The following is a 24,924-nucleotide window of genomic DNA, read 5'->3' as shown; positions in this document are numbered from 1 at the left end:
ATCAATACGAAAGATCCTTTGATTTTTGGGCTTTATGCGCATGATGTTAATGTTGGATAATGAATTGGATATTCTCTGAATGATATGCCAAGTGATTTTGACCGGAGAAACCATATTTAGGCCGATTTTCTGTCGCGATAAATCCTGGTGCCATAGTAAAGGCAGCGCCAGAATTCATTCATGGAACTGTCGTCGCCATTCAGGGTGGCTGCAAGAAAATGTCGATATGCCTTTTTCTGTTGTTCTCGACTCCATGGCCTGTTTCATAAATGACTGCCAGATCAAAATGAGCATGTGTGATATCGAACTTCGCGACAAGCTTCAGTAGAGAAATGGCGCTGCTTAGGTCTTTTTTGTATATTTAATTTCCGAAGAGATGTCGGGTGGCTATTGATTTTTATCGACGGATAATGGAATTTTTATTGATGGTTTTTAAAATATTTGATGCTGCATTTCTTGATGCAGGTGTGACTTCATTATCTGCTGCTTTTATGACAAGGAGTAAATAGATTTTTGCTGAACTGATGTCGCCATTTTTGATATGTATTTCGGCTATCTCGAGAGCTGCATCTTTATCGCCAAGAATAATTGCAAGGTTAAAATATCTTTCGGCTAATCTATATTTTTTGTTTTCCTTGTAGAGAATTGCCAAATTGTTTGCGCCTGCAGGGTCTCCTCGATCAGCACAATTTTTGTAATGGTAAGCTGCTTTTTTTTTGTTCTTTCTTATTCCAATTCCTTTGTCGTAAAAGTATCCAATATTCAGCTCGCAATCTATATCTCCATTTTTCATGGACTTTAGATAAATTCTAAATGCCTTCTTGTATCTTTTTTGCTCTATTGCATCTTGTGCCAAGTTGAATGATTTTTTGGTCATCTTTTGGTCCAAATTTTTTCGCATGGATCCCATGAGTAGTGACAATCCAGTGTAGCGCATGCCAATTCATTTGGTATAAATGGCCAAGGTAGAAAATTCTCTAGAAATTCATTGAGTGCTTCACCTTTTTGTTTTTTTCTTATTGCGTCATCGTAGCCTTCTGGTTTCGCTTTTTTTATCCATTTTCCATCGGCATCTTTTTGCAATATTTTTGATGGATCATTGGGGTCCTGTCTTGTGTGCTTGTAGGGATTGACGGTTCCCTCTGGTTTGGCTGTTCTATTTCTTTCGCCCTTCCTTTTTCCTCCAAATTTGGCCAGGCCATCGGGATCAAACCAATTCATAGGATCTTGCAAAACATAGCCATAGAGACTCGTATCCCCACCTTCAAACAAAATTGGATCCTTCGCCGTCCACCGCCCAGTCTCCGCGTCATAGTCCCGTGCCCCGAACCGGGTCAACCCTGTGTCCGGGTCATACAGGCCTCCCGCAAATCCGAACGGCTGAAAGCCGGGGTTGCTGTCATGGATCACGCGGCCCCAGGCGTCGTAGTCCAGGCGTTGCTGCATGGCGCCGGTTTCGGGGTCGATCACCATGCGAACGCTGCCCAGGTGGTCGCTGACGATGCGGTAGGTCTTGCCGCCCTGTATCAGCGCGCTGGGCACGTTGGGCTTGTCGGCGTAGACGAAGACGCTGCGGACGCCGCCGCCGGGCCTGAGCTCGGCCACGGGCCTGAGGTCGTCCTGGTAGATCAGGCCGTATTGCAGCGCGCCGTTTTTCTGCTTGCCTATCCGGCGATTGAGCGGGTCCACGAGGTAGTCGATGCGGTCGCCGCGCGGCAGTCGCACCTGCCGCAGGTTGCCCAGGCTGTCGTACTGGTAGGTGGTGGTTCCTGCGGGTGTGGCTTTCTGGCGCAGGTCGCCGGCCGGGCTGTACTGGTAGGTGTTGTCTTTCCAGTGCAGCAGGCGGTCTTCGCTGTCGTAGCTGGCGATGGGCTGGCCGTTTTCATGGGTGCGGTTGCCGTTGGCGTCATAGCTCCAGAGGGTGGTGCTCCCGTCCAGCGTGTGCCGGGTCAGGCGGCCGGCGCTGTCATACCCGTAGGCATGCTCCAGGCGGGTGGCCAGCATGCGCTCGGCCTGCCGGGTGATGCGTCCCAGCGCATCGCGTTCGTAGGTGAATTCGACTGGCGTGCCGTACTGGTAGCGCGCGGTATCCAGGTCCTCCAGCATTTGCAGTGCCTGGGCGTAGAGGGCGCTGATGGCAGGTGTGTTGAAGCTGGTGGTGTCGCTCAGGCTGCCGGCCAGCGAAGGACCCCAGCCCAGCACGGCCACGGCGGGCGCGCCACCGGCCGTGGCATCGCGCAGTGCGCGGATGTCGCCAAGAACGCTCCCGGACCACCAGGGCGTGCCGCCTTCCTCCTCGGCGTATCGCAACGGGGTTTGCAGGTAGCGGCGCACCTGGTCGGCGCAGTAGTCAGGGTCCACCTCCCGGGGCTGGCCGTATTGCGCGACATGGCCGATGCGCTGTTGCGCGGCCAGTTGCGGCGTGTCCAGGATCCAGTTCGCCGCGGCGGAGTCCCACGCGAAGGCGGTTGCGCGCGGCTGGGTGGAGGGTATGAACCCCTGGCCCGGGGCGTACCAGCCGCGCAGGCGGCAGGTGCCGGCCTCGGTGATCTGCGCGAGCAGCGCGGCTTCCAGCGCACGCAGGCTGGCGGCGAGCCTGAGCTGCGTGGGCCGGGCTTGCGGCAAGGCGCCCGGCGCGGACATGACGAAACTGGCGCGGTCCACTTCGCCGAAGCCGTTGTAGCCATAGTGCATGCTGCCGAAGTCGCCGATGGCACTGGTGAGCAGTCCGTCGCTGCCGTAGCCCAGCCAGAGACCGCCCACGGCGTGGGGCCGCCCGTTGGCGTAGTGGCCGATGGGCAGCTCGATCCGGTCGGTGCCCGATGCAATACGCATGCCGGTGGCACGCGCTTGCTGGTCGATGCCCGTCTCCAGGCGGGCATCGATGGTGCCGCTCCATTGTTCGGAGGTGACGATGCCATCGGTACGGCCATAGCTGATCTGCTGGTCTGCGCGGCTCAGGCGTTCGAGCCGGCCCACGGCGTCGTAGTGCATGCTGGTGGTGCCGGCGTTGCTGGCGATGGAGGCCAGCCGGGCACCCGCGTCGTAGCCGAAGCGGATGGTCTCGCCGCCGGGGCGGGTCACGCTGGCGGGTCGGCGCTCCAGTGTGTAGTTCCACTGGATGCTGCCCTGGGGCGCCTGGTAGCTGGCAGGCTGGCTGGCGCCGTCATAGCTGAAGCTGTGCGTGGTGCCTGCCGGCGTGGTGAGGCTGAGCAGGTTGCCGGCCGCGTCGTAGCGGTAGCGGGTGGCACGGCCATCGGGCAGGGTGCTGGTGGTGAGCCGGCCGGCGGCGTCGTAGCTGAAGCGGCTTTCCTGGCCCAGGGCGTTGGTGGCCGTGGCCAGCTGGCCCGCGCCGTCGCTGCCATGGGGGTGGTAGGCCAGGGCGAGTGTGCGGCTCGTGCCGGCCTGGTCGCGCATCTCCAGCTGGCCCAGTTGGCCGCGTGCGGTGTAGCCGTAGCGCAGTTGCGTGCGCTGGGGCGTGTCCACCGACACGGGCTGCATGGCTGCGTTGTAGGTGACCGTGGTTTGCGCGCCGCCCGGGTCCGTGGTGGCGATGGCCGGCTGCGGGCCCGGCAGCAGGCGCTGCGACCATGAGGTGCCGTCGGATGACCGGTTCTGCGATGCCCAGGTCAGGAACTGCCGCCCGTCCCACTGTGCGGAGCGTGACTCCCCCTGCTGGGTGCGGGTCTGGCCGTTGCTGCTGGTGGTGGTGAATGCCGGGGCCACGGCGCCAAAGACCGGGTCCGGGCTGCGGCTGATGCCCTGGGCCGTGCCATCGGGGAAGGTGGTGGTCGTGCTGCCGTACCGGGTGTTGCCTTCCTTGGCGACCGGCAGGCCATCGAGGCCCGTGCTGGCCTTTTTCAGGCGGTTGTCAGGCATGGCCCATTGGCGCACGGTCTTGCTGCGTCCCTCGGCCGTGGTGGCGGTGATGGTGTTGTCGCTGGCGCGGCTCAGGGACCAGCCGCTGCCATCGGGGGCCAGGTTGCTGGTCAGCTTGCCCCGGGCGTCGTAGCGGAAGCGGTCCACGCCGCCGCGCGGGTCGTGGTATTCGGTGAGCAGGCCTTGGGCGTTGTAGACCATGCGGTGGGTGGCGCCGCCGGGCTCGGTGACCGACTGCAGCAGTCCGTCCGCGCCATAGGCCAGCGTGGTGCGCTGGCCGTCGAAGCCCGTGACCTCGGTCAATTGCTGGCTGCCGTCGCGCTGCAGGAGGGCGGTGTTGCCGAAGGCGTCCCGGACCGATACGAGGCGGTGGTCCGCGTCATAGGTGCTGGTGGAAAGGGTCTCGCCGGTGACGGCGCTGCGCACGGAAAGCGGCAGGCCCTGGGGCGAGAATTCCTCATAGGTCCGGCCGTCTTCGCGGCCCACGAGATGAGAGGCCATGCCGTTGTAGGCGGGCATTCCGGTGGACAGCTGCAGCAGTTGCCCTGTGCCCGCCGTCAGGAGCAGACCGGTGTCGCTGGAGTGGCCGATCAGCCGGACCGCGCCCAGGCCGGCGAGTTCGGCCGTGCTGTGCAGCACCTGCCTTTGCCCGAAGGGCTTGACCATCTGGATGCGAGGGTTGCGTCCCTCAGGCACCAGCAGGCTGCCATCCGGGCCGGCCGTCGCGCTGGCGATGCTGGAGGCGAAGTCTTCCAGCGTGAGACGGCCCGTGCCATCCAGGCGATAGAGCCTGGGCGTGATGTCCGCCCCTGGCTGGCTGCGCTGGTGTGCGCCTATCCACACTTGGCCCGTGGACGAGGTGATCACCCGGTAGGGCGTGGCATCGGCGTCCGGCAAGGCCAGTGCCGTCAACGTGCCGGATGGGGTCAGGTGCACCAGTTGGCGCCAGTAGCCGTCCGTGACCGCCATCAGGCTGCCGTCCGGCAGGGCTGCGATGGATATCGCTTCGAATCCGGCATCGAGCGCCTGGTGCGGGACGCCTGGGGTGAAAGGGGCTTGCGCCTGGCCATTGCCGGCCACGGTCTGCACCGTCCCGTCGGGGGCGACGAGGCGCAGGCGCCGGTTGCCGCTGTCCATGATGTAGTAGCCGCCCCCCGGTGCCTCGGCCACGAGGGTGGGCGCGCTGAACTGCGCATCGCGCGCGGGACCGCCGTCGCCGGAAAAGCCGGCCTGCGCCTGGCCCGCAAGCGGCTCGCCCGCTTGCGACAAGGTATCAACGCCGGCATGCAGCAGCACCTGGTGGCCGCGAGCCACGGCGATGCCGCCATGGCTCAGCAGCACGGCGGATGGGGGCAGGGTGATGCGGCCGCGCGGCTGCAGTCCCGGCACCATGCGGTCCGATGGCCGGGGCAGCTTGCCGGCGGTGTACAGCACCTGTCTTTGCGCGTCATACAGGCGCATTCCCTTCAGGGTCCAGCCCCCGACGCGGGCTTGCGCGACTTCGACGCCGAGCCGCGGCGGTGGCTGGATCAGGCGTGCGGGCCGGGTGCGCGCCAGGGAAATCTCGGCGCCCGCTGCAAACAGGTCGCGGCCCATCTGCGAGCCCGCCGGCTGCAGCCTTTCGAAGGCGCGCTGGAAGTCGGCGGGACGGCTGTAGTACACGGCCTGGTAGGCATAGCGCACCTGTGTCTGCAGCGTCGTCCCGTAGGGCACGGGGCGGCCGTAGGCGTCGGTGCCATCCCAGCCGCTTTCCGCCAGTGCAGCGGCATTGGCGAAATCCGCACCATCCCAGCGGGTGGTGATGCGCCGGCCGGCAATGGTGTGCCGGACCTCGGCATATTTCAGCAGCGATGAGGCGCTGAAGTCCGATGACTTCACGCGTGTCCTCCAGGTGGTCTGCTCGCCCGTGGCGGGCGGGGTGCTCAGCGTCCGGTCGCTGCGGTAGTAGAGGTCGAAGGGCATTCCCTGGAGCGGGATGCGCTGGCCCACGGCGCGTTGCTTGAGGTAGATGTCGCAACCGCATTCGGTGTCCTCGCCGGGCTCGTCGAGCGAGGTGTCGTCGTTGTCCGTGTCCTCGGGGTCCGGGGGCGCGTCGGAGCCGTTCGGATCGGGGCCGGGACCGGGCCGGGGGTCTGGCGCATCGGAGGGCGGCGGCGGGCTGGCTCCGTCGGGCGGGCCCCAGGGCCAGTTGAAGTCCCAGGGCGTGAAGTGCTCCAGCGGCGTGCGCCACAGCTGCGTTCCCACCGCATGCATCCTGGCCAGGGCCTGGCGCTCGTCGTCGGTGATGCCCAGCTCGGCCATCTCCTGCGCGGTGGCCGCGCGGCGGTCGCGGGTCACGCGCAGCGTGGCCTTGCCGTTGTCGATGGACAGCAGCTCCACCACGCGCCCGTTGGCGGAGCCCACCCAGGCCAAGCGCCCGAAGTCGTACCAGCCCGCCGGCACGGCCGTGCCCACGGGCGCGCCGATGAAGTTGGTGGTGTAGGCGTGGACGGGGCGGTCGAAGCGCACGTGGCTGGCACCCAGGGCCAGGGCCTCGTCGGCCGAGAAGTCGGCGGCCCAGGTGTAGCCCACGGTGGAGGGCAGCTCGCCGGGCATGGCCCTGACGCCCTGGGGACCCACGGTGTACTCGGACACGCGCACGGTCAGCCGGGGCAGGGGGCGCGTGCTGCCGTCGGGCATTTGCGCCGTGGCCCGCGTGCCCGCGGGAAAGAGGATGGTGGTGCGGCGCGGGCCGCGTTCATCGGCAGTCTGCGCGCCCCAGTAGGCCTGCAGCTGCGGCTGGTCAAGCTCGATGCGGCTGTACTGGGCGTCCAGGGGCGTGAGCGCCACATCCTCGGCAAGGGTCCAGTCGCGCATGCGGGTGGCGAGCTTGCGTTGCACGGGCAGGTAGCCGGGTTTTTCATAGTGCAGGGTGAGCCAGCCGCCGCCGTTGGCGGCCAGGTCGAACCAGCCATCGGCACGCGTGCGGGTGTGGCCGAACTGCGGATGGCCCTGTACGCGGACCAGGACACCAGCCAGCGGGGTGCCGGACCTGTCCAGGACCTGTCCGCGCAGCACGGCGGCCCGCACGGGGTCCAGGCTGCCGGGGGCGACGCCCTGCTGTACCGGGTCGGTGCCCTCGTAGAGAAAGCGGGTGCTTTCCACGAAGGGCGTCAGCAGGTGCGCAGGCTGGGGCGATGCGCGCTGCGCAGGGTCGGGCGGCAGCCGGCGGTCATCGCTGACACCCAGCACGAAGCCCTGGCTGCCGGCGCGGCCGTCGGCGTCGCGCACGCGCAGTTCGACGGAGTGCAGGCCTGCTGTCGACGGAGTCCAGCGCATGAGCTGGTCCGGTGCCACGCCGGACAGCACCATGCCTTGTGGCAGGCCGGCAGCGGCGGCCTCCACCGCGAGCGGGCGGCCCTGGCTGTCCTCGGCCCGGACCTGGTAGCTCCAGGGCTGGCCGGCCTGTGCCAGCAGACGGGGGACGGTGGTGAAGCGGGGCAGCCCGCCGGCCTGCTCGAGCGGGGACAGGTCGCGGTGGCCGTCGGCACCGCCGGGGCCGGGTGCAGAGCCTGTCACGGCGTCGATGCGCAGCGTGAGCCAGCTGCCCTGCTGGGCGGCATGCAGGGCCCGCAGGTCGGGCGTGCCAGGCAGCTGATCGCCCGCAGGATCCAGGGCCAGGGGACGGGTGCCGGAGCCGGCCCAGGCCAGCGGGCTGTCGGCGTCCATGGTCCCCAGGGTGCCTGCCAGCACGAAGGCGGCCAGCAGCAAGGGGCCGCCGGCCCGCCTGCGGTATCGCCAGGCCAGCAAGCCCATCAACGCGGCCAGGGCCGCCAGTGCTCCGCCTGTCAGCGTGGGGATGGGCCGTGCTCCCGCCGAGGAACCATGGGCCCGGATTTGCAGCCGTATGGGCTGGCCCGCGGCTTGCACAAGGTAGTCGCCACGGCTGGCGGCCGCCAGGGTGATCAGGGCATCTCCGTGCAGCCCCAGCCGTGCCAGGGGCAACTGCCACTCGATCTGCTCCCGGGCCTCGCCCTGGGCCATGCTGGCCACGATGGACGCCGGTCCCGCATCCAGGACGCTGGCCTGGCCGAATCCGCCGGCTGTGCAGGCGCTCAGCGTGACGGGGCCGGCCTGCGTGCCTGTGGCGCCGGCGCGGGTTTCGACCTGGACCAGGTATTGCGCACCAGCGATGCGCGTAGTTCCGTTGCGATCGACCAGGGTGGCGGCGCAGCCCGTGCGGGCATCACCGTCCGTATCGATGTAGAGGCTGTAGGTTGGGGTGCCGGCCGACTGGGCAAATGCCGGGCTCCAGCCGATGAGCAGCAGGGCCATCCACGCCACGAGCAGCCATCCCGCGCTGGAGCCGAGCCGCGGATATCCATGGCTGCCAGGGCCCGCAGCGCCAGGTGCGGCGTACGGGCATGGCGCCCCCTTGGGTCGGCGCCGTGCAGGCAGGGCCGCTGTCTTCCTCTGCAATGATGGATGCATGGATCCTCCCTCCGGAGCGTGGCAAGGCCGCCAGCCCGCATGCGTGCGGCAGGGAGCCGGAGCGCAGGTTCTTCAATTGGCTGGAAAGTGAAATAGAAAAAGACTATCGATCGATGGGAGGCTTGGGAATAAGACCCGTCCTATTCGCTGTCTGATTTTTCTTCGTCCCCTGAGATGGCCACCCGCGTCTGGCGCAGCGCGGTGGCCGGCGCTGGCAGGTCCGGGCGCAGGTACCATCGCCCGCATGAGCACCCAGTACGAAAACCTGTCGCAGGCCGATGACTACCGCGACGCCTTTGGCGTGGAGCCGCCCGCCGCCGGCGAGCGGTACATGCGGCCGCGCAAGCCCGGCCATTTCATCCGCAGCGTGGCGCCGGCAGCACCGTCCGAGCCCGTTGCGCAGGAGGCTGGCGCGCAGGAGGCCGCCGTCGAGCCCCCGTCACCCGCGGCCACGCCCGTGCGTGAACTGGTGACCGCCCAGTGGGGCCTGGTGCCGCACTGGGTCAAGTCGGCCTCCGATGGGCGGCTGCGGGCGCTCAAGCTGGTGAACGCGCGTTCGGAAACCGTGTCCACGGCCCAGGCCTTTCGCGACGCCTGGCTGCGCGGCCAGCGGTGCATCGTGCCCATGGCGGCCTTCTTCGAGGACGACCTGCGCAGCGGCAAGCCCGTGTCCACGCGCATCGCGCGCGTCGATGGCAAGCCCATGGGCGTGGCCGGCCTGTGGGCGCAGTGGACCGGTCCCGACGGCGAGGTCCTGCTGAGCTACACCTTGCTGACCGTCAACGCCAACAGCCACGCGCTGCTGCACCGCTACCAGCAGCCCGGCGCCGAAAAGCGCATGCCCGCCGTGCTCAACAAAGGCGCCTATGACGCCTGGCTCGGCGCACGTGTCGAGAAGGCCCGCGAGTTCATGCGTCCCTATCCGGCCAACTGGCTGACGGCCAATCCGGTGGAGAGCAAGGCCGACAAGCGGGCCAAGAGGTTGCTGGGGTGAGGGGCGGGCAGGCCTTGCGCGTTCATCGGTTGGGTCCGGTCCATCATTTCAGGAGCCATTTCTGAATCCGCAAAAGTCCATCCAACGGGATCTGGTGGTCCTGTGGTCCGCCATCTCGGCCGTCGCACTCGTGCTGGTGTGGCTGCTCATGCTGCTGACGCGGCAGGGAACCGATCAGCAGATCGACCGCGCGCGCCATCTGGCAGGGGTCAGTTGCAGTGCGCTGCAGGCGGGCGCCGCGCGCATGGACGCGGCCGGGCTGGCGGGGCCGGCTTTCCCTGCACAGTCTTCTGCGATGCAGGCCGTGCTGGATCTGGCCTTGCGTGACAGTCCGGGCATGGAGGGCGGATTCTGGCGCGATGGCGCAGGGGTCGTGGCCTATGCCTTTCCGACCTATGACGGCTCCGGCATCAAGCGGGATGCTCCCAGCGCGGAGATGGAGCGCATCGTCTCCACCGCCGAGCGCGCAAGAGCCTCCGGCGGCCTGGTGACCGACCTGCGCCCCGGCTTGCGCGAGGCCGTGGTCTTTGCCGCCTGCCCGGCCCAGGCCGACGCAGCGGGGCTGGTGGCGTGGACGTTGATGCGTGTCCCCTTGATCGGCGCCGATGTGGTCAAGCCGCTCCTGCTGGCCGTCAGCCTGCTGCTGGGCATGGTCCTGGTGTCGGGCCTGTGGCTGGGCAGGACGCTCAGGCGCTGGCAGCGGCAGTCGCAGGGGCTGGAGCAGCAGTTGCGCAGCGCCGAGCGGCTGGCGACGCTGGGCCGTTTGTCCGCAGGCCTGGCGCACGAGATCCGCAACCCCTTGGGAACGATGCGCATGAAGGCCGAAACGGCGCTTGCCGCTCCCGCGCAGCTGCGCGAGTCGCGCATGTCGGGCGCGCTGGAGGCGGTGCTGGCGCAGACCCAGCGGCTGGAGGATCTGGTGTCCAGCCTGCTGGCCCTGACCCAGCCTTTCCGGGTGGAGCCCCGGCCGGTGGACCTGCGGCAGCTGTTCGAGGAGCGGCGCCAGGCCCATGCCGAGATGGCCCAGGCCCGGGGCGTGCGGCTGGCGGTTTCGCTGTCCGGCGATCTGGCCCGGGGCACGGTCCGGCCGCTGCTCGATCCCCGGCAGATGGCCCGGGCGCTGGACAATCTGCTGCTCAATGCGCTGGCGCACACGGCCAGCGGCGGCACGGTGGAGCTGGGGGCGGACCGCCATGGAGACGGCATGCTGCGGCTGTGGGTCGCCGATGATGGCTGCGGCATCGCGGCCGAGTTGCGCGAAACGCTTTTCGAGCCCTTCGCCACGGCGCGCCCGGGTGGAACAGGGCTTGGCCTGACCCTGGTACGGGAAATCGTGCTAGCCCATGGCGGACGGATATCCCTGGCCGGCACAGAACGAGGCACCCGCATGGAGATGGAACTGCCATGGCCCGCATCCTGATCGTCGACGACGACACCGCCTTCCGGGAAAGCCTGGCCGAGATGCTCCGCGATCTCGGCCACCACGTCAGCGAGGCGCCCAGCGTTGCGGCGGGCCTGGGGCTGCTCGAGTCCGGCCCCGTGGATGCGGCCATCGTCGACCTGCGCATGCCGGGCGAGGATGGGCTGGCCTTTTTGCGCAAGGCGCGCAGCCTCTCGCGGGCGCCCTGCATCATGCTGACGGCCTATGCCAGTGGCGGCAACACCATCGAAGCCATGCGCCTGGGCGCGTTCGACCACCTGGCCAAGCCCATCGCCAGGGCGGCACTGGTCGACACCCTGGAGCGCGCCTTGGTCGGCGGCAGCCAGGCGCAGGGCGAAAACGACGGCGAAGCGGCCCGCAAGCCTGCGGAGGGCGACCAAGACGGCGACAACGAGCTGGTCAGCGGCAGCGAGGCCATGCGCCAGGTCTTCAAGCGCATCGGCCTGGTGGCCGGCAGCGAGGCCACGGTGCTGGTACTGGGCGAGACCGGCACGGGCAAGGAACTGGTGGCGCGGGCCCTGCACCGCAACAGCGCCCGGTCGGACCATCCCTTCGTGGCCGTCAATTGCGCGGCCATTCCCGCGGACCTCATGGAAAGCGAGCTGTTCGGCCATGTGAAAGGCGCCTTCACCGGGGCGGTCGGTGACCGCGCGGGGCGGTTCCGGCAGGCGCAGGGCGGCACGCTGTTCCTGGATGAAGTGGGCGACATGCCGCTGTCCACCCAGGCCAAGATCCTCAGGGCGCTGCAGGAGCGGGAGATCACGCCGCTGGGCGCGGGCCGGGCCATTGCGGTGGATGTGCGCATCATCGCGGCAACCCATCACGACCTGCCGGCGGCCGTCAGGGAAGGGCGGTTCCGCGAGGACCTGTGGTACCGGCTCCAGGTGGTGCCGGTGCACCTGCCCCCGTTGCGCGAGCGGCTGGGCGACATCCTGCTGCTGGCCGAGCATTTCCTGCGCCAGCTCGGCGCAGCCACGCCCAGGCGCCTGGGCGCAGACGCGGCGCGCATGCTGCTGGCCCATGACTGGCCCGGCAATGTGCGCGAGTTGCGCAATGCCATGGAGCGGGCGGCCTTGCTGTGCCCCGGGCCGGTCATCGGGCCCGAGCACCTGGGCTTGCAGCCGGCGGCGGCCTCCGGGCCCGCCATCGACTGGAACGGGCCGCTGGCCCCCGCCATCGCGCAACTGGAGCGTGAGATGGTCACGCGTGCCCTTGCCGCGTCCCGGGGCAATCGCGCCGAGGCGGCGCGCCGCCTGGGACTCTCGCGCCAGCAGTTGTATCGCAAGCTCGCCGAGTTCGGCCTGGGCTGAAGCACGCCTGCGAACCGTCCGTCCGGGTGACACCCTGTGTCGCCGGATCGGACACCCTCGGGGGAAGGGCGATCGCAAGTCCTTGATTTCATGAAGCCGCCGCCTGGCATGGCACTTGCACTGAAGGGAGCATGTCCCTTGCAACCCCAGGAGTCTTCATGTACCGATTTGCCGCTTCTCCGATCTTCGTGTGGCTGGGCTTGGGCGCATTCAATGCCCATGCCGCTCCGCCAGCACCCTTCGCCCCACCCGCGCCTGCACGGGCCATGCCCGCCGCGATGCAGGCCGAGCTGGAAAGCCCGGTCACCCGGCTGCTGACCAATCCCTACGGCGAGGTCGATGGCCTGCGCCTTTCCGACGGCACGATCGTGCGCTTTCCCCCGCATCTCGCCGAGGCATTGACGGCGGCCGTCCAGGTCGGTGACCGGGTGCGTGTCATCGGCCGCCGTGAATCGGCCAGCTCGGTCAAGGCCGATGCCATCGTGAACACGGCCACCGGACAGACCGTGTACGACCAGCCGCCGGCGCCTCGCGGCGGCCGCCCCATGCCGGCGCACCTGCGCATGGCCGGCCTGCAGACGCAGCAGGCCCAGGGGCACATCGACGTCGTGCTCACGGGCCCGCGCGGCGAGGCGCAGGGCGTCATCCTGTCGGACGGCAGCATCGTGCGCTTTCCTCCCCATGCGCTGCAGCAGGCCCTGCGACAGGGACAGCCGTTCGCCGCCTCGGGCCTGGGCACCCGCAACGCGTACGGAGCCTCGCTGGAGGCCGTCAGCACGGGAGCCAGCCTGTCCGATCTGCAGCCGCTGTACGACCGCCCCTGATCTCCCGGATCCTTCCGATGCCGCCCCTGCGGGACCCAGATCCCCTGGGGCGGCCCTTTCGCATCCTCCCTCCGAACAGACATGTCTCCCAAGATTGCACCCATCGCGCTGCTGCTGATATCCAACATCTTCATGACCTTTGCCTGGTATGGGCACCTGAAGTTCGAGAACCGGCCGCTGTATCTCGTCATCCTGGTCAGCTGGCTGATCGCGCTGGCCGAGTACTGCTTCGCGGTGCCGGCCAACCGGCTGGGCCATGAGGTCTACAGCGCCGCCGAACTCAAGACCATGCAGGAGGTGATCACGCTGGTGGTGTTCGCGGCGTTTTCCGTGCTGTACCTGGGCGAGAAGCTGACCCTCAACCATCTCGTGGGCTTCGGCTTCATCTGCCTGGGCGCCTTCTTCGTCTTCAAGGGGCCGTTGCGCTGATGCAGGGAGGCTGCATGCAGGGCAGGCACGGCAATGCGCGGCGCTGGCTGCCAGGGCTGCATTTCTTTCTGGCCGATGTGCGTGATGGCATGGGGCCTTTCCTGGGCGTGTTCCTGCTGGCACAAGGCTGGCGGCTGGACGACATCGGATACGTCATGGCCCTGGGAGGCATGGCGGGCATGCTCGCCACCACCCCGCTGGGCGCGCTGGTCGACGCGTCGCGCCACAAGCGCCGGCTGCTGGCCGTCGCGATCGCCCTGCTGCTGGCCGGCAACCTGGCCATCTGGGCTTTTCCCTCACTGGCCGTGACGGCCGCCTCGCAGGTCGTGGCCGGCCTGGCCGCGGCCCTGGTCGCCCCCTGCCTGCTGGCCATCACGCTGCAGATCACGGGCCATGCGGGCCTGCCTCGGCAACTGGGCATCAACGAAGCCTGGAACCATGCGGGCAATGTGGCCGCGGCGGCACTGGCCGGCGCCATGGGCTTTCGCTGGGGACTGCCGTCGGTGTTCGTCCTCATGGCCTTGATGGGCTGCGCGGCGCTGATGTGCCTGGGACGGATGAGGCTGCACGAGGCGGGGCCGGGCACCACCGTCTCCTGCGGTGCGGCCGCCCTGCGGCCAGCCCCGCTGCTGCGCGTGTTGGCGGGCACGCCATCGCTGGCGTGGCTGGCCGCCGTCATGCTGCTGTTCCACCTGGGCAATGCGGCCATGCTGCCGCTGCTGGGGCAAGCGGCCGTGGCGCGCGGCCATGCCGATCCCGCCGGCTTCACGGCCCTGACCATCATCGTGGCGCAACTGGTCATGATTCCCATGGCCTTGATGGCCGGGCGCCATGCCCGGCGCAAGGGATATTGGGCGCTGGTCAGGATCGCCTTGCTGTCCCTGCCTTTGCGCGGCCTGGTCGCCGCCGCCTGGGACAGTGACTGGGCGCTGGTCCCGGTCCAGGTGCTGGATGGGGTCGGCGCGGGGCTTCTCGGTGTCGCGCTGCCGGGTCTGGTCGCACAGATGTTGCGGGGCACGGGTCACGTCAATGCGGGCCTGGGGGTGGTGATGACGCTTCAGGGCCTGGGTGCAGCAGCCAGCCCGGCACTGGCGGGTTGGATCGCGCAACGCTTCGGGTTCGATGCGGCCTTCCTGTCACTGGGTGCTATCGCGTTGCTGGCGCTTGTGCTGTGCTGGTGTGCAGGACGTCCTGCCGCGGGGCGATCAGGGCGACAATGCCCCCATGCACCAGACCCCGCCCGCCAACGCCCAGCCACGCAACCCGCTTCATGGCGTGACGCTGGAGACCATCGTCCGTGAACTGCAGGCCCGCCATGGCTGGGAGGGCCTGGCGCGGCAGATGCCTGTGCGCTGTTTTTCGCACGAGCCAAGCCTCAGCTCCAGCCTCAAATTCCTGCGCAAAACCCCGTGGGCGCGCGAAAAGGTGGAGGCGCTTTACCTGGACATGCTGCGCAAGTGAACACAGTGCCGCCCGCAACCCTGGGCAGGCAGATGCCGTCTGGCAGGCCGCAGCCGTGTCCCGTGCTCCCGTCTACAGAAAGCCGATGGACAGCCACGGAATCGCCGCCACCATGACGGTCCCCGCCAGCAGCGCCAGCAGGTAGCCCACGATGGGGCGCAAGCCCTTGTCCGGGTGGATGCGGCCGATGGCGCAGGCCGCGTAGTAGCCCACGCCCAGCGGCGGCGCGAACAGGCCCAGGCCCATGGCCAGTACCACGACCATGGCGTAGTGCACCTCGTGGATGCCCAGCTCGCGTGCTATGGGAAACAGCAGCGGGCCGAACAGCACGATGGCCGGAATGCCTTCGAGCACCGAGCCCAGGACGATGAAGATCAGCAGCGAGACCGCCAGGAAGGCGGGCGCGCCGCCGGGCAGTGCGGCCATGGCCTCGGCCAGCGAGCGGGAAAAGCCCGACTGGGTCAGGCCCCAGGCCATGGCGGTTGCCGTGCCGATGATCAGCAAGATGGCGCCCGACAGCGATGCCGTGGCCACGAGCATGGGGCCGATGCGGCGCCAGTCGAACTGGCGGTAGACCAGCAGGCCGGCGAGGGCCGCGTAGGCGATGCCCAGCGTGGAGACTTCGGTGGCCGTGGCCACGCCCTCGACCACGGCCGCGCGGATCACGAAGGGCAGGGCCAGGGCCGGCAGGGCGATGGCGCCCAGCCGTGCGATCTGCGCCCAGGGCTGGCGTCGGGCCTGCGGCGGTCGGTCGTGGCGCGAGCGCCACCAGACGACCACGCACAGCGACAGGCCCAGCACCAGGGCGGGCAGCAGCCCGCCCGTGAACAGCGCGGCGATGGACACGCCCGTGACCGAGCCGATGGTGATCAGCACCAGGCTGGGCGGCACGGTCTCGGTCTGCGCGCCCGTGGCCGAGAGCAGGGCGACGAGGTCGCCCTCGTCCGCTCCGCGCTGGCGCATCTCGGGAAACAGGGCCGGGGCCACGGCCGCCATGTCGGCTGCCTTGGAGCCGGAGATGCCCGAGACCAGGTACATGGCTCCCACGAGCACATAGGACAGCCCTCCGCGCACATGGCCCAGCAGGCCCGCGAGAAAGCCCACCATGGCACGGGCCATGCCCGTCATCTCGATCAGCAGGCCCAGGAAGACGAACAGCGGCACGGCCAGCAGGATGAGGTGGGACATGCCTTCGTCCATGCGGCCGATGATCACGGGCAGGCCGGTGTCCGTGGCCAGGGCCAGATAGCCCAGCGTTCCCAGGCCGAAGGCGAACGCGATGGGCACGCCGCTGAAGACACAGACCGCGACCACGCCGACGAAGAAGACCAGCAGGTTCAGGCGGCCCAGGTCCTCGAACACGGCGTGCCCCAGCGCGAAAGCCGCCGTGATGGCGGCCACGATGGCCAGGGCCTTGGGGGCCGTGGCCTGTCCCGCGCCCGGCCCGCTGCCTATCAGGCGCAGCACCGAGAACACGGCCATCAGAATGATGCCCGTGGGCAGTGCCGCGGCGCGCCAGGCGTTGGAGATTTCCAGGGCGGGCGTGGTGATGAAGCGCTCGTCGGACGCCCATTCCCAGGCCGGCCAGGCCAGCAGGCAGAGAAAGGCCAGTGCGGCGCAATGGCCGATGGCGTCGAACAGGGCCTGGCGCGCGGGCGGCATGCGAGAGAGCAGGGCCGTCATGCGCATGTGCTCGCCGCGCCGCAGGGCGACCACGGCGCCCAGCATGGCCAGCCAGATGAAGAGCATGGAGGCCAGTTCGTCCGCCCAGACCAGGGGCCGGTGAAAGACAAAGCGTGCCGCCACGCCCGCGAACAACACGCCGATGTCGGCCAGCACCAGCAGGCCCGCGGCGCAGGCCACGGCCGTGCCCAGCCAGTGGTCGAGGTGCCGCAGTGCACCGCCGGCCGGCGTCGGCGGGCGGGGGCCGCTGTCCTGTGGCGCGCTCATGCCAGCGCCCCGACGCTGCGCTCCAGAATGGCCCAGGCCTCGTCGCCATACTTGCGCTTCCATTCGGCATAGAAGCCGGCCTTGCGCAATTGCGCGCGGAAGGCGGCGGTGTCGGCATGGTTGAAGGCCAGGCCCTTGGCGGCCAGTTCCTGTTGCAGGCCGGCATTGAGGGCGGCGACGTCGTCGCGCTCGCCCAGGCCCGCGGCGTCGATGTGCCTGGCCACGAGGGTGCGCAGCTCGGCGGGCAGCCGCTCCCAGGCGCGGCGGTTGGCCAGGAACCAGAAGCCGTCCCACATGTGGTGGGTGAGCGAGCAGTATTTCTGCACCTCGTAGAGCCTGGCCGTGGAGATGATGGCCAGCGGGTTCTCCTGGCCGTCCACGATTTTTGTCTGCAGCGAGGAATAGACCTCGGCGAAGTTGATGGAGGCGGGCGCGCTGTCCAGGGCCTTGAACATGGAGGTCCACAGCGGTGAGACGGGCACGCGGATCTTGAAGCCTTTGAGGTCGGCCGGGCTGGCGATGGGGCGGGTCGATGAGGTGATCTGCCGAAAGCCGTTGTCCCAGATGCGCTCCATGGCCACGAGGTTGGCCTGGGCGATGCGCGCGCGGATGTGGGCGCCCAACTCGCCGTCCATGGCCTTCCAGACGCTGTCGTAGCCGTCGAAGGCAAAGCCCACGCCGCTGATGGAGGCCGCCGGCACCAGGGTGGACAGGATCAGGCCCGACAGCGTGAAGAATTCCACGCCGCCCGAGCGCAACTGGCCCAGCACGTCGGTGTCAGAGCCCAGCTGGCCGTTGGGAAAGACCTGGATGTCCACCCGCCCGCCTGTCTCGGCCAGGATGGCCTGCGACATCTGCAGGGCCCGGAGGTTCATGGGATGCGTGGCGGGCAGGTTGTTCGCGTACTTGTAGCGGAACTCGGCCTTGCGGGCGAAGGCGCTGCGCAGCGTCGCGGCGGGCAGGGCGCAGGCGGCGGCGCCCTGCAGCACATGGCGTCGGGAAAGGGGCATGGCTTGTCTCCTGGATGTTGTCTTTGTGGATCAATGGGGGGCATGTCAGGCAGCGGGGGCGGCGGGCTCCTTTCCCTGCGGGGCGGTGGCCAGCAGGCGTTCGCGGATGTCCTTCTTGGCCACCTTGCCGTAGCCCGAACGCGGCAGCGCGTCCCAGAAGTGGAACTGTCGCGGCCAGCGGTAGCGGGCACAGCGCCCGTCCAGGTACGCCAGCAGGTCTTGTGCCGTGAGGCTGCCGGCAGCGCCTTCGCCGCCCTCGCCGGCTTCGCGCGCGACCACCACGGCCACGCCGATCTCCCCCCAGGCCGCATCGGGCATGCCCAGCACGGCGACCTCGGCCACGGCCGGGTGGGTCAGCAGCAGCTCCTCCACCTCCCGGGGGTAGACGTTGGAGCCACCCGAGATGTACATGTCCGATTCCCGGCCCGTGATGTAGAGCAGGCCGCGCGCGTCCAGCCGCCCCAGGTCGCCGGTGTGGAACCAGCCGCCGCGCAGCGCCTGGGCCGTGGCCTCGGGGTTGTCGTGGTAGCCCGTGAACACGGCCGGGCCCCTGCAGCAGATCTCGCCGATGTGGCCCGTGGGCACGGGGCGCAGGTCGGTGTCCAGCACGGCGACTTCCATGCCGGTGCGCGCTCGCCCGCAGGTGCCGATCAGTGCATCGCCGGCGCCTGCATGGCCTGCATCGCTGCCATCACCTGCGTCCAGCCGGTGCAGGGCGGGCGGCAGCACGGTGATGCAGCCCGTGACTTCGCCCAGGCCGAAGTACTGCACCAGCACCGGCCCCAGCTTGCGCAGGGCGCGCTGCTGGTCGGCGTGGTACATGGGGGCGCCCGCATAGACCACATAGCGCAGCGTGCCGTGGTCGAAGCGGTCCACCGCCGGGTCTTCCACCAGCCGCTTGACGATGGTGGGCACGGCAAAGAGGTTGGTGACCCGGTGGCGCTGCACCAGCTCCCAGACCTGGGCCGGCTCCAGCCGGTCGGAGGTGGGCAGCACGGTGGCCGCGCCGCGTGCCACGTTGAGCAGGGCATGGATGCCCGCGCCATGCGACAGCGGGGCCACGGCGATGGAGCAGTCGCGCTCGTCCGTGCCCGGGATCAGGTCGGCCAGGTGGTTGGCCACCACGAAGGCCATCTGCCCGTGCGTGAGCATCGCGGCCTTGGGGCGGCCGGTGGTGCCCGAGGTGTAGAAGAACCACAGCGGGGTGTCGGCATGCACGGGGGCCACGGAGGGCGCCGCGGCGGCGTTGTCCGCCAGCAGCGCCTCGTAGCCATGCTCGCCCCGGTCCGCGCGCGGCCGGCCGATGGTGATCACATGGCGCAGCCGTGGCGAGGCCGCACGCACGGCATCCACGTGGAGGGCGAACATCTGCTCGGCCAGCATGACGGTGGCGCCGCTGGCGCTGCCCAGGGCCGCCACCTCGGGTGCCGCGAGCCGGAAGTTGACCGGTACCCAGACGGCGCCCAGCCGAAAGGCGGCCCAGCAGCTCTCGAACAAGGCGATGCCGTTGCGCGACAGCACCAGCAGGCGCTCCCCAGGTTGCATGCCCAGCGCGCGCAGGCCCTGGACCAGCGCATCGACGCGGGCGTCGATCTGCGCCCAGCTCCAGCGGTGTTCTCCGTGGATCAGGCCGGGCCGCTCGGGAAACAGGGCGGCCGTCTGGGACAGCAGCAGCGACAGGTTGGCCGCCCGGGGCGAGCCTGGGGCTGGCGCGTGCCGGCCCGTGGGAGAGGGGCTGGCCGCACTCATGCCGCCTCCAGGATGCTCAGGTAGTTGGCCACGGCAGCGCCGCCCATGTTGAACACGGCGCCCAGCCGGGGGGCTGGCAGTTGCATGGCACCGGCCGTGCCGGACAACTGCATGGCCGCCATCACATGCTGGGAGATGCCCGTGGCGCCGATGGGATGGCCGCGCGACTTGAGTCCACCCGAGGGATTGACGGGCAGACGGCCGCCCCGGTGCGTGCTCCCATCCAGGATGGCGCGTGCGCCCTGGCCGTGCGGCGCCAGGCCCATGGCTTCGTACTCGATCAGTTCGGCCACGGTGAAGCAGTCGTGCGTTTCCACGAAGCCCAGGTCGGCCAGCGTGGCGCGCGCATCGGCCAGGCCCCGCTGCCAGGCCAGGGCCGCGCCTTCGAAGCGCGTGGGGTCGCGCCGCGACAAAGGCAGATAGTCGTTGACCTGGGTGCGCGACCGCCAGCGCACGGGCGTCACGCTGGCGTTGCCGCAGGCCTCGGACGAGATGACCAGGGCGGCGGCACCATCGGAGACCGGCGAGCAGTCCGTGCGCTTGAGAGGGCCCGCGACAAAGGGGTTTTTCTCCGAGGCATGGCGGCAGAAGTCGAAGCCCAGGTCGCGCCGCAGGTGGGCCACAGGGTTGTGCACGCCATTGGCGTGGTTCTTGGCCGCAATGGCTGCCAGCGCGTCGCTCTGGTCGCCGAAGCGCTCGAAGTAGCGCGTGGCGATCTGGCCGAACACGCCCGCGAAGCCGGCCGGTGTGCCTCCTTCTTCCTTCACGCAGGAGCAGCGCAGCAGGATCTCGGCGATCTTCGGCCCGGGCTGGGCGTTCATGATCTCCAGGCCCACGACCAGTGCATGCCGCACGCGGCCGCACTGCACGGCGTCGAGCGCGGCCCAGAGGGCGGCCGAGCCGGTGGCGCAGGCGTTCTCGCTGCGCACGGCCGGTACATGGCGCAGCTCTGGTACGGCCATGGCGACCAGGCTGGCGCTGAAATCCTGGGCCAGCAGGCCGCCGTTGAAGTGGCCGACGAAGATGCCGTCGATGTTCCGAGGCTCCAGGCCGGCGGTGTGCAGTGCCGGGTGGATGGCCTCACGCAGCAGTTGTTCGGAGTCGGCGGCGTCGAGCTTGGCGAAGGGCGTGTGGCCCCAGCCGACGATGCGGGGTGGGTTCATGGTGTGTCTCCCGGGTGTTGCGGTGATGGGGTCGCGCTCATGCATGCGCGGGCCGGGCCGGCTCGGCTGCCTCTGCCTGGCGGCGGCGCAGCGTGGGCAGGCCCACGCCTGCGGCGTCGAAGCCGCCATCGACCGCCAGCACCTGGCCGTTGATGAAGCTGGCCGCATCGCTGCACAGAAAGCCCACGGCTTCGGCCATTTCCCGCGGCGTTCCATAGCGGCCCAGCGGAATCGCATCGTGGTAGTCGGAGCGTATGGCCACGCTGTGCACGAGCTTGGCCATCTCGGTCTCCACGGGGCCGGGAGCGATCACGTTCACCCGCACGCCCAGGTTGCCCAGCTCCACGGCGTGCTGGCGCGTCATGTGGATGAGGGCGGCCTTGCTCGTGCCGTAGGCCACGCGCAGCGTGCTGGCCCGCAGCCCCGAGATGGAGGCGATGTTGACGATGGCGCCGCCACCGGCGCTGCGGGCCATCAGCGCACCAAAGGCCTGGGTGCACAGGAAGGCGCCGTCCAGGTTGGTGGCCATGACCGCGCGCCACTCCTGGAACGAGGTCTCCAGCGCGGGCTTGAACACGGCCACGCCCGCATTGTTGACCAGTGCATCCACGCGGCCCCAGCGCGCGATGACCGCGGTCGTGGCGTCCTGTACCTGACCGGGGTCCGCGACGTCGCAGCGCCGGCACAGCAACCGTGCAGGCTGGCCGAGGTCCCGCGCCGTGCGCTCCAGCGTCGGTCCGTCGCTGTCCAGCAAGGCCACATGCCAGTCCCGTTCCAGGAACCATTCGCCTATGGACCGGCCTATGCCGCGTGCCCCCCCGGTGACGACGGCGACGCGGGCGGTGGATGGATGGGAATCTCGGTGGGTCATGGGCAGGCTCCTGGATCGGGATGGAGGGTGGATGGGGAGGGTTGCAGTTCCGGCGCGTGGGGGAGCCACTCTTCCAGCGTCAGCTCGAAGGTGATACAGACGGGATTGGCGCCGGCCACGAAAGGGCCTCCATGCACCCGGCCCTCGGTGTCGGCGACCACGCCGCTCAGGCAGGCGCGCAGCGATCCGTCGCTGTGGCTGCGCACTTCCCCCGCGAGGCTGACCACCTCGATGGCCGGACCTTGCACCAGCAGGCAACTGCCGTCGGCGCGTAGCAGGCAGGCATCGACCAGGCTGCCCAGGGCGCCGCGCACGAAGGCGTTGCGAAAGCCCTGGGCGGCGCAGAGCTTTTCCACGCCCAGCACCAGGTCTTCGTTGGGTGCGATGCGTGCGTAGGCCACGCGGCCCATGCGGCCTGACTCGACCATGCAGGCCTCAGTCATGGCGGGCCTGCATGGTCGCCGGACGCATCAGCGGCATGCCTGTTTCGGGGTCATGGGCGATGCGCAGCTCGAACCCGTCCAGCGCGGTCGCCAGGGCGCCGATCGGCGCATGGGCGATGCGGCAACGCTGCGTCAGCACATGGCCGCCGAGCAGGTGCCCGTCGCAGTCGCTGAAGACGGCGTGGCAGTGGACGCTCGCCGCGCCCGCTTCGGAACGGCCCAGCGTGGCGTTGCCGAACAGCAGTCTCGCGCGGCGCAGCGTTGTGGGCGGGCCGTAGGTGGCGACGGTCCGCCCGCTGCGATCGGGCGGTGCCACGCAGAAATCCAGGTCGTCGAGATCGCCTTGCAACAGGGTCAATGAGGCGTTGTGCACGCCGGCCGAGGCCAGGGCCGTGACGATGGCGTCGAACAGCGATATTCCGGTTGGCAGGGCCAGGCGCAGGTGCCGTGCGCCGGGGGCCTGCCGATGCTCCAGGCGCAATGCGTTGCAGGGCCCGGGGTGGACGAGGGTGCGGGGCCTGGGCAAGGCCGCTGGACGTTCCTGCATGGCTTGTCTCCTGCTGCTGCCTTGTGGTCAGCTTGTGTCGGCCCACTGCGGGATGGTGCGTGCAGGCCCTGTGAAGCAGTCTAGGGATCTGGTTCAATGCAAGGAAGTTTGCAATTCATATGGATCGATTTGCGGAGGCTATGAATGGACATGCGACATCTGCGCTGCTTCGTGGCCGTGGCCGAGGAGATGCACTTCGGCCGGGCGGCCGAACGCCTGCACCTGACCCAGCCACCGGTGAGCCTGGCCATCAAGGAACTGGAGGAGGAGCTGGGCGTGACCCTGCTGGAGCGCACATCGAGGCGCATCGTGCTCACCCAGGCCGGGGAAGATGCGCTGCGCGATGCCCGTGCCGTGCTGGCCGCCGCCGATACCCTGCGGCGTCGTGCACGCGAGACCTCGCAGGGACTCATGGGCTCCCTGGCCATCGGGTTCATCAGCCTGCCGGCCTATTCCTTTCTGCCGGACACGCTGCGCCGCTTCGGCGAGGACTATCCGCAGGTCCGGCTGTCGCTGCAGGAGGGCACGACCGACCAGATCGTGCACGACATCGAAAGCGGTCGACTGGATGTCGGCCTGGTGTTCCGCACGCCGGACCTGCCTGCGTCATTGGAATCCGCGCTGGTGTGGAGCGAGCCGCTGGTGATTGCGCTGCCCCAGCGCCATCCCCTGGCACGGGGGCGGCGCATCGCGCTGGAGAAGCTGGCGCAGGAGCGTTTCCTGGGTTTCGAGCGGCACCAGGGGCCGCTGATGTTCGATGCCATCGTGTCGACCTGCATGCGCCATGGCTTCAGCCCCCGGCTGTTCGCTGCGCGGCAGATGCACACCATCGTCAGCCTGGTCTCGGGCGGCATGGGCGTTGCCCTGGTGCCTTCGTGCGTGCAGGCCATGCAGCGAGAGGGCGTGGCCTACCGGCGCCTGCAGGGTGAAAGGACCGTGGTGGACACGGTGGCTGTCTGGCGGCGCGCCGATGACTCGCCATTGGTGAAGGCGCTGGGGCAGCTGTTGCCCGTGCCCATGCCCCGCAAATGCGGCCATGCCCTGTCCGTGATTTGATCTGGCGCAAGCAAATGCATTCCCGTCGCGGGCGACGGCCTGCCGGCGAAACGGAATTCCTATGATGGGCCGGTGCTTTGAACAAGGAAACGAGGACTATCCCATGCAAGCCTTCCAGATCGTGGTCATTGGTGCGGGAGATACCGGCACGCCGCTGCTTCGGCAACTGCTGGATGCGCCCTTCGTGCAGGTGCTCGGCGTGGCGGACCTGGACCTGGAGCAGCCCGGCATTGCCCTGGCGCGTGCGCGCGGCGTGCCGGTCACCGCCCGCTTCATGGAGCTGGTCGATCCCTCGGTGGACATCATCATCGACGTGACGGGCTCCCCCCAGGTGCGCGAGTCGTTGCGCGCCCACATGGTGGCCACGGGCAACACGCATACGCTGATCATGCATGAGGCGATCGCCCTGCTGATGATGTCGCTGTCGGCCGGCAAGCGGGTGGCCGGCAAGCACGGCGACCTGGAATACGCCTGAGCCAGGCGACCTTCTTGGTTGATGCCGACCCAGGCTACAGCCAGGGCTTGAGCCAGCCAAGCCCCGCGCTGGTGCCGTGCGGGGCCGCCCCGCGCGCGGGGCGGTATTCGCAGCCCACCCAGCCGTCGTAGCCGAGCTCGTCCAGCAGCTTGAACAGATAGCCGTGGCTGATCTCGCCGATGTCGGGCTCGTGGCGTTCGGGCACGCCCGCGATCTGGATGTGGCCGACGCGGCCCGTGGGCAGGTACTGGCGGATCTTCATGGCCAGGTCGCCCTCGACGATCTGGCAGTGGTAGAGGTCCATCTGGACCTGGACCTGGTTCTCGATGCCGGGCTCGGCGATCTCCGCCACCAGCGCATGGGCCTGGTCCTGGCGGTTCAGGAAGAAGCCGGGCATGTCGCGGCCGTTGATGGGCTCCAGCAGGATGGCGATGCCATGGGGGGCGGCCAGGCGCGCGGCATGGCGGATGTTGGCGACATAGGTGGCGCGCAGCGCCTCGTCGCTGACGCCAGCCGGTTTCAGGCCGGCCATGACGTGGATGCGCGGGCAGGCCAGGGCCTGGGCGTAGGCCAGGGCGCGCTCCATGCCCTCGGCGAATTCCGCCTCGCGCCCGGGAATGCAGGCCAGGCCGCGCTCGCCCGCGCTCCAGTCGCCGGGCGGGGCGTTGAACAGCACCTGCCGCAGGCCGTTGTCGCGCAGGCGATCGGCCAGTTGCCCGGGCGCGAAGTCGTAGGGGAACAGGTACTCGACGGCCTGGAAGCCATCGCGCGCTGCGGCGGCGAAGCGGTCGAGGAAGTCCACATCGTTGTAGAGCATGGACAGGTTGGCGGCGAAGCGGGGCATGGTTCTCT

Annotated in this window: 19 protein-coding genes; 9 read left to right on the top strand and 10 right to left on the bottom strand. The window is 68.5% G+C overall.

Features of this window, described 5'->3' with window-relative positions; all coding sequences use genetic code 11:
• Positions 1–397: 397 nt before the first annotated feature.
• Entirely contained in the window at positions 398–877 is a 480-nt protein-coding gene (locus L1Z78_RS18135; RefSeq protein WP_234637772.1) for a tetratricopeptide repeat protein, read from the bottom strand.
• Entirely contained in the window at positions 874–8,193 is a 7,320-nt protein-coding gene (locus L1Z78_RS18130; protein WP_234637771.1) for an RHS repeat-associated core domain-containing protein, read from the bottom strand. The genes L1Z78_RS18135 and L1Z78_RS18130 overlap by 4 nt, the downstream gene beginning before the upstream one ends.
• 400 nt (positions 8,194–8,593) lie before the next feature.
• Here L1Z78_RS18130 and L1Z78_RS18125 point away from each other — a divergent pair, with 400 nt between their 5' ends.
• From L1Z78_RS18125 to L1Z78_RS18095, 7 genes are all read left to right on the top strand, one after another.
• Positions 8,594–9,343, top strand: a complete 750-nt coding sequence (locus tag L1Z78_RS18125) for an SOS response-associated peptidase (RefSeq protein WP_234637770.1) — start codon at positions 8,594–8,596, stop codon at positions 9,341–9,343.
• A gap of 94 nt (positions 9,344–9,437) precedes the next feature.
• Complete coding sequence (locus L1Z78_RS18120) at positions 9,438–10,763, top strand: sensor histidine kinase (protein ID WP_234637769.1); 1,326 nt, start codon at positions 9,438–9,440, stop codon at positions 10,761–10,763.
• Positions 10,748–12,094 carry a sigma-54-dependent transcriptional regulator gene (locus L1Z78_RS18115; protein ID WP_234637768.1) on the top strand — a complete coding sequence of 449 codons (1,347 nt, stop codon included), beginning with the start codon at positions 10,748–10,750 and terminating at the stop codon, positions 12,092–12,094. The genes L1Z78_RS18120 and L1Z78_RS18115 overlap by 16 nt, the downstream gene beginning before the upstream one ends.
• Before the next feature lie 158 nt (positions 12,095–12,252).
• The gene (locus L1Z78_RS18110) at positions 12,253–12,918 is read left to right on the top strand and encodes a hypothetical protein (RefSeq protein ID WP_234637767.1); all 666 of its coding nucleotides are present in this window, start codon (positions 12,253–12,255) and stop codon (positions 12,916–12,918) included.
• A gap of 81 nt (positions 12,919–12,999) precedes the next feature.
• Positions 13,000–13,347, top strand: a complete 348-nt coding sequence (locus L1Z78_RS18105; protein WP_234637766.1) for a DMT family protein — start codon at positions 13,000–13,002, stop codon at positions 13,345–13,347.
• Positions 13,348–13,361: 14 nt separating this feature from the next.
• On the top strand, positions 13,362–14,648 hold the full coding sequence (locus L1Z78_RS18100) for an MFS transporter (protein ID WP_234637765.1): 1,287 nt from the start codon (positions 13,362–13,364) through the stop codon (positions 14,646–14,648).
• Positions 14,572–14,808, top strand: coding sequence for a VF530 family DNA-binding protein (locus tag L1Z78_RS18095; protein ID WP_234637764.1), 237 nt, complete (start codon positions 14,572–14,574; stop codon positions 14,806–14,808). Before L1Z78_RS18100 ends, L1Z78_RS18095 begins: the two co-directional genes overlap by 77 nt.
• 72 nt (positions 14,809–14,880) lie before the next feature.
• Here the strand turns inward: L1Z78_RS18095 and L1Z78_RS18090 are convergent, their stop codons facing one another.
• From L1Z78_RS18090 to L1Z78_RS18060, 7 genes are read right to left on the bottom strand one after another with little or no spacing between them, the layout of a single operon-like run.
• On the bottom strand, positions 14,881–16,758 hold the full coding sequence (locus L1Z78_RS18090) for a TRAP transporter large permease subunit (protein WP_234637763.1): 1,878 nt from the start codon (positions 16,756–16,758) through the stop codon (positions 14,881–14,883).
• Positions 16,755–17,768 carry a TRAP transporter substrate-binding protein gene (locus L1Z78_RS18085; RefSeq protein WP_234637762.1) on the bottom strand — a complete coding sequence of 338 codons (1,014 nt, stop codon included), beginning with the start codon at positions 17,766–17,768 and terminating at the stop codon, positions 16,755–16,757. The genes L1Z78_RS18090 and L1Z78_RS18085 overlap by 4 nt, the downstream gene beginning before the upstream one ends.
• 45 nt (positions 17,769–17,813) lie before the next feature.
• The gene (locus L1Z78_RS18080) at positions 17,814–19,517 is read right to left on the bottom strand and encodes an acyl-CoA synthetase (RefSeq protein ID WP_234637761.1); all 1,704 of its coding nucleotides are present in this window, start codon (positions 19,515–19,517) and stop codon (positions 17,814–17,816) included.
• The gene (locus tag L1Z78_RS18075; RefSeq protein WP_234637760.1) at positions 19,514–20,680 is read right to left on the bottom strand and encodes an acetyl-CoA acetyltransferase; all 1,167 of its coding nucleotides are present in this window, start codon (positions 20,678–20,680) and stop codon (positions 19,514–19,516) included. Before L1Z78_RS18075 ends, L1Z78_RS18080 begins: the two co-directional genes overlap by 4 nt.
• A 37-nt stretch (positions 20,681–20,717) precedes the next feature.
• Positions 20,718–21,551 carry an SDR family NAD(P)-dependent oxidoreductase gene (locus L1Z78_RS18070; protein ID WP_234637759.1) on the bottom strand — a complete coding sequence of 278 codons (834 nt, stop codon included), beginning with the start codon at positions 21,549–21,551 and terminating at the stop codon, positions 20,718–20,720.
• The gene (locus tag L1Z78_RS18065; protein ID WP_234637758.1) at positions 21,548–21,994 is read right to left on the bottom strand and encodes a PPC domain-containing DNA-binding protein; all 447 of its coding nucleotides are present in this window, start codon (positions 21,992–21,994) and stop codon (positions 21,548–21,550) included. The genes L1Z78_RS18070 and L1Z78_RS18065 overlap by 4 nt, the downstream gene beginning before the upstream one ends.
• Positions 21,987–22,541 (bottom strand): PCC domain-containing protein, encoded by a 555-nt coding sequence (locus L1Z78_RS18060; protein ID WP_234637757.1) that lies wholly within the window; start codon positions 22,539–22,541, stop codon positions 21,987–21,989. Before L1Z78_RS18060 ends, L1Z78_RS18065 begins: the two co-directional genes overlap by 8 nt.
• Positions 22,542–22,685: 144 nt before the next feature.
• Here L1Z78_RS18060 and L1Z78_RS18055 point away from each other — a divergent pair, with 144 nt between their 5' ends.
• Together L1Z78_RS18055 and L1Z78_RS18050 are read left to right on the top strand one after the other, a co-directional pair.
• Positions 22,686–23,597 (top strand): LysR family transcriptional regulator, encoded by a 912-nt coding sequence (locus L1Z78_RS18055; protein ID WP_234637756.1) that lies wholly within the window; start codon positions 22,686–22,688, stop codon positions 23,595–23,597.
• A 103-nt stretch (positions 23,598–23,700) separates the two neighbouring features.
• Positions 23,701–24,072: an oxidoreductase gene (locus L1Z78_RS18050; RefSeq protein WP_234637755.1), complete on the top strand. Its 372-nt coding sequence runs from the start codon at positions 23,701–23,703 to the stop codon at positions 24,070–24,072.
• Between the two features lie 34 nt (positions 24,073–24,106).
• Here L1Z78_RS18050 and otnI read toward each other — a convergent pair whose 3' ends face one another.
• A complete protein-coding gene (gene otnI, locus L1Z78_RS18045; RefSeq protein ID WP_234637754.1) occupies positions 24,107–24,916 on the bottom strand; it encodes a 2-oxo-tetronate isomerase in 810 nt (269 codons plus the stop codon).
• Between the last annotated feature and the right edge of the window lie 8 nt (positions 24,917–24,924).

Origin of the sequence: Delftia tsuruhatensis, assembly GCF_903815225.1 — a bacterium.
GTDB lineage: Bacteria > Pseudomonadota > Gammaproteobacteria > Burkholderiales > Burkholderiaceae_C > Comamonas > Comamonas tsuruhatensis_A.
This window is presented reverse-complemented; position numbering and strand designations above follow the sequence as displayed.